At 39.6% G+C, this 4,609-nt stretch carries 5 protein-coding genes and 2 tRNA genes; 1 reads left to right on the top strand and 6 read right to left on the bottom strand.

Translation table 11 applies throughout. The features are described 5' to 3' along the window. Position 1: 1 nt before the first annotated feature. The 5 genes from QZ379_RS12110 to rpsU all read right to left on the bottom strand — a co-directional run bounded on the left by QZ379_RS12110 (position 2) and on the right by rpsU (position 1,758). Positions 2-84, bottom strand: a tRNA-Tyr gene (locus QZ379_RS12110). A gap of 46 nt (positions 85-130) precedes the next feature. Next, a tRNA-Thr gene (locus tag QZ379_RS12115) sits at positions 131-204 on the bottom strand. A 92-nt stretch (positions 205-296) separates the two neighbouring features. Further along, the gene (raiA, locus tag QZ379_RS12120) at positions 297-596 is read right to left on the bottom strand and encodes a ribosome-associated translation inhibitor RaiA (RefSeq protein ID WP_291565193.1); all 300 of its coding nucleotides are present in this window, start codon (positions 594-596) and stop codon (positions 297-299) included. A 16-nt stretch (positions 597-612) separates the two neighbouring features. Continuing rightward, on the bottom strand, positions 613-1,491 hold the full coding sequence (locus QZ379_RS12125) for a tyrosine-type recombinase/integrase (RefSeq protein ID WP_291565196.1): 879 nt from the start codon (positions 1,489-1,491) through the stop codon (positions 613-615). Positions 1,492-1,566: 75 nt separating this feature from the next. Then, a complete protein-coding gene (gene rpsU, locus QZ379_RS12130; protein WP_154043738.1) occupies positions 1,567-1,758 on the bottom strand; it encodes a 30S ribosomal protein S21 in 192 nt (63 codons plus the stop codon). A gap of 189 nt (positions 1,759-1,947) precedes the next feature. Here rpsU and QZ379_RS12135 point away from each other — a divergent pair, with 189 nt between their 5' ends. Next, a complete protein-coding gene (locus QZ379_RS12135; protein ID WP_291565201.1) occupies positions 1,948-3,726 on the top strand; it encodes an aminopeptidase P family protein in 1,779 nt (592 codons plus the stop codon). Positions 3,727-3,860: 134 nt separating this feature from the next. Here QZ379_RS12135 and efp read toward each other — a convergent pair whose 3' ends face one another. Then, positions 3,861-4,427, bottom strand: coding sequence for an elongation factor P (gene efp, locus QZ379_RS12140; RefSeq protein ID WP_154043464.1), 567 nt, complete (start codon positions 4,425-4,427; stop codon positions 3,861-3,863). Positions 4,428-4,609 lie beyond the last annotated feature (182 nt).

A 4,609-nucleotide genomic window follows, 5' to 3' on the forward strand; every position in this document is an offset into this window, starting at 1 on the left:
GTGGGCAAAGATGGATTCGAACCACCGAAGGCGTAAGCCAGCAGATTTACAGTCTGCCCCATTTGGCCACTCTGGTATTTGCCCAACATTTCTTCAAAGATCAACAGATGCTTTTATCATCTTTTTTTTGAGCCTCTTGTCGGATTCGAACCAACGACCCCGAGATTACAAATCACGTGCTCTGGCCAACTGAGCTAAAGAGGCTTATCTAACACACTTTGCAACCGCAAAGCGGTAGTTTGCGGCTGCAAAGTTAGATATAATTTTTAAATCACAAAATAAATACTCTTATTTTTTTATTTAATTTGCTGTTTTTCTTTTGTTTTCTGCAATTGTTTCGACAAAGCATCCATACAAGTATCAATAGCTTCTTCGAATGTATCGCATACTTTTTCTGCGTAAAACTCGGAATTTAATGCCAGAATTCTTACTCCGGTTTCCTTATTCATTGCTGTTTCCGGTTTTACTACTTTTAGAGACACCTCAACTTTCTTTATATCGTCGCAAAACTTCTCGAGCTTCTCTGCTTTTTTCTGAATAAAAGCCTCTAATTTTTCTGATGCATCGAAATGAATTGATTGAATTCTTACTTCCATAATTACCTCCTTTTCTTTACGCCCTGGGGTGGGCAAGTTTATATTCTTTTTTCAGCTCTTCAAAGGTCGTATGCGTATAAATTTCAGTTGTCGTTATACTCTCATGCCCCAGCAGTTCTTTCACCGACTGCAACTCCGCATTGTTATTAAGCATTGCAGTTGCAAACGAATGTCTCAACACGTGAGGACTCCTTTTCTTCAACGCAACCACCTTTGACAGGCTTTGCTTTACAAGCTTATACACCATCATCTGATATAGAGGAGCACCATTTTTTCTTACAAAGAAAGACTCCACATCCTCTACAGCCTCATCCCTCAGAGAGCGATATTCACTTATAAGCTCTTTAAGCTCCTGACCAAAAGGAATATACCTTTGTTTATTCCTCTTACCTGTCACCTTCAGAACATATTTGGATGTATCGACATCGACATCCTTTAGCGAAATCAACTCCGAAAGACGGACTCCGGTTTCATAAAACATCACCAATATCAGTCTGTTTCTCACTCCTTCAAAATCATCATTAAAGGAAGTATCATCAAGCAGCCTGTCCATATCAGCTTCTTTCACGAACACCGGCAGCGGCTTCTTGCGTTTAGGTCCCTTTACCATACGCACCGGATCTTTTGATATGACACCTTTCCTAAGCAAATACTTGTAAAAAGTACGCAAGGTGCTCAATTTCCTGTTCACGGAAGTTTCAAGCATCCCCTGCTCCATCAAATCAACAACCCATCCGCGTACGACATCCGCATCAGCATTTTCAAGCTGAATGTCAGAGTCAAGGGTCTTCAAATACTCTTCAAACTTCGACAAGTCTATTCCATAAGACCTGACAGTCTTTTCAGAACAATTCTTTTCAAAGCGAAGATACTTCAAGAAAGCCTCTTTCATCATAATGACATTGCAAACTTATTTCTGCAACGAATATATGAAAAAGAATTCAATAATTCAAAAAATCTCGCGAAATTATTATTCTTCTACCTGATGTAATTTCTGAACGTAAATAGCACGCTCCATCTTCAATCTTTTCAAAACAGACGGTTTGTCAAACTGCTGTCTGCTTCTAAGTTCTTTTACAACACCTGTTTTTTCAAATTTTCTCTTGAATTTTTTCAGCGCTTTTTCAATGTTTTCGCCTTCTTTTACTGGTACTACAATCATGTTTTTAAAAAATTAATTATGTTGTTGTTAAATTATTTTTCTGTAGTAAAAATTGCGATGCAAAATTACACATACTTTCTTAATATACAAAACTTTCCACGTATTTTTTTACTAGAAACGCACAATTAGCATTATCTTTGTAGAGATTAAATGTACTTTGTTTTTCATTACTATAAACGCATTGTTTTTATGAAAAAAGAAATAACCGAAAGGATTTCCGCATTAAGGAAGTTCATGCGCGAGAATAACATATCGGCATATATCACTTATAGCACAGACCCTCATTCCGGCGAATACGTCCCGTCACACTGGGAGTCGCGTAAATGGATAACAGGATTTACAGGTTCGGCGGGTACTGCTGCCATAACACTAGACGACGGCGGTCTATGGACTGACTCAAGATATTTTCTGCAGGCAGAAGAACAGCTTGACGGCACAGGGCTCCGCTTATTCAAGGAGCGCATACCCGGCACTCCATCAATAGCACAATGGCTAGGAAGCATCCTTAACAAAGGCGAAAAAGTAGGTTTTGACGGTTACACCACATCATTACAAACCGTAAACGAACTAAAGGACGAGCTATCCGCTTTCGGTATAGAGGCATCCATGGTACCAGACCCATACGCAGAAACATGGGAAGGACGTCCGGAACTCCCCGATGACAAACCTTTTATACTTGAAGAAAAATATTCCGGTCGCAGCACGAGTCAGAAGCAGTCTTCCATAAGAGAATATCTAAAAGATAATGTTTCGGACGCTATTCTAATCTCGTCACTGGATGAAATAGCCTGGGTATTGAACATGCGTGGAACAGATATTGAATGCAATCCGCTTTTTGTTTCATACATGTTAATCTCAAAAGACAAGACCACATTATATATAAATAAGGAGAAACTGACGCATAAAGTAACGGAATATCTGAAATCGCATAACGTTGACTGCAAAAATTACGAAGATATAGAGAACGACCTAGTCTCATTCTCCGACAAGAAAATATCCATGTCACCTTCCATAAACTTTGCGCTCTACAATGCGGCATCAGAACATAACCACGTCAGCATACAGCCATCGCCTGTCAGTATGTATAAGGCAATAAAAAATGAGACCGAAATAGCCGGTTTCCATAACGCAATGTTACGAGACGGAGTGGCGATGGTAAGATTTCTCATTTGGCTACAAAAGAATATAGGCAAAAGCGATTTAACCGAACTGAGCATAGACAGACAATTATACAAAGAACGTTCGGCTATGAAACACTTCAAAGGCATAAGTTTTGAAACCATAGCAGGATATCAGGAACACGGCGCAATAGTACATTACGAGGCAGATGAAAAGTCTGCAAGCGAATTGAGAGCTGAAGGATTGCTGCTGATTGACAGTGGCGCACAATATCTTGACGGTACAACGGACATAACCAGAACAATACCTTTGGGACCGATTACTGAAAAACAGAAAAGAGACTACACTCTGGTTCTTAAAGGATTCATACAACTGGCAATAGCCGAATTCCCCAAAGGTACTTGCGGCACACAGCTAGACATACTGGCACGACTGGCAATGTGGAAAGAAGGAATAAATTACGGACATGGTACAGGCCACGGTGTAGGACATTTTCTAAACGTACACGAAGGGCCTCATCAGATAAGAATGAATAATGTACCTGCCGTTCTCGAACCTGGAATGACAGTCACGAACGAACCCGGAATATACCGCGCTGGAGAATACGGAATACGTACGGAAAACACAATGTTGATTGTCCCGTCACGAAAGACTGATTTCGGAGAGTTCTACAAGTTTGAACAACTTACTCTATGCCCGATAAATACCGATGCTGTTCTTTTCGACATGCTTTCGTCCGAAGAGACACATTGGCTGAATGAATATCACGAAAATGTGTATTCAAAGCTCTCGCCTCTCCTCTCTGATGAGGAAAGACAATGGCTTAGGAACGCTACTCAGGCACATTAAGAAAACGACTCGTCATTTTAATTTAAACGCTTCGTCATTTTACCCAAAACGACGAAGCGTTTTAAAAAGCAAGCTCCCTCACCGGAAAATCATCCGAAGAGGGAGCTTTATTAATATGTGTGTAAACCTTAAAATCAAGCCTTAACACGACCAACGTATGAACCGTCGCGAGTATCAACTTCGATGATTTCATCCTGGTTGATAAACAAAGGAACACGTACAGTAGCACCTGTTTCAACAGTAGCAGGTTTTGTAGCGTTAGTAGCAGTATCACCCTTCAATCCCGGTTCTGTGTAAGTAACCTTCAACTGAACCTTAACAGGCAATTCAGCGAAAAGGATTGTTTCAGTAGAAGCGTCAGAAACAACTTCGATAACCATTTCTTCTTTCAGGAAGTCAACACCTTCGATAAGGTCGTGCGCGATAGGCACCTGTTCGAAAGTTTCCTGGTTCATGAAGATATAATCGTTACCTTCCTTATAAAGATACTGGTAAGGACGACGTTCTACACGTACATCTTCAAGTTTTTCACCAATATTGAAACGACGTTCCAAAACGTAACCGTCAACAACGTCTTTCAGTTTAGTACGCATGAAAGTGTTTCCTTTACCCGGTTTTACATGCAGGAAGTCGATGCAAAAATAAATCTTGCCATCCATACGGATAGCTGTTCCGATTTTAATGTCTTGAGCATTAATCATAAGTAGAAATCTTTATATAAATATGTAATAATTGATATTCAGAGTAATAATTCGGGTGCAAAATTAATCTAAATCATGAAAAAACGCAAAAAGTTTTGTGTAAAAATGACTTATATCTTTGATTATTAAAAAAAAGTCACTAATTTTGCAGCCCGAACGCATAGAATAATAACATAAATAGT

Origin of the sequence: Bacteroides sp. (assembly GCF_019417265.1) — a bacterium.
Classification (GTDB): domain Bacteria; phylum Bacteroidota; class Bacteroidia; order Bacteroidales; family Bacteroidaceae; genus Phocaeicola.

Bases quoted from the DNA above. Each gene is read 5' to 3' on its own strand.
- raiA (WP_291565193.1), bottom strand. From the start codon at position 596: ATGGAAGTAAGAATTCAATCAATTCATTTCGATGCATCAGAAAAATTA.
- QZ379_RS12125 (WP_291565196.1), bottom strand. From the start codon at position 1,491: ATGATGAAAGAGGCTTTCTTGAAGTATCTTCGCTTTGAAAAGAATTGT.
- rpsU (WP_154043738.1), bottom strand. From the start codon at position 1,758: ATGATTGTAGTACCAGTAAAAGAAGGCGAAAACATTGAAAAAGCGCTG.
- QZ379_RS12135 (WP_291565201.1), top strand. From the start codon at position 1,948: ATGAAAAAAGAAATAACCGAAAGGATTTCCGCATTAAGGAAGTTCATG.
- efp (WP_154043464.1), bottom strand. From the start codon at position 4,427: ATGATTAATGCTCAAGACATTAAAATCGGAACAGCTATCCGTATGGAT.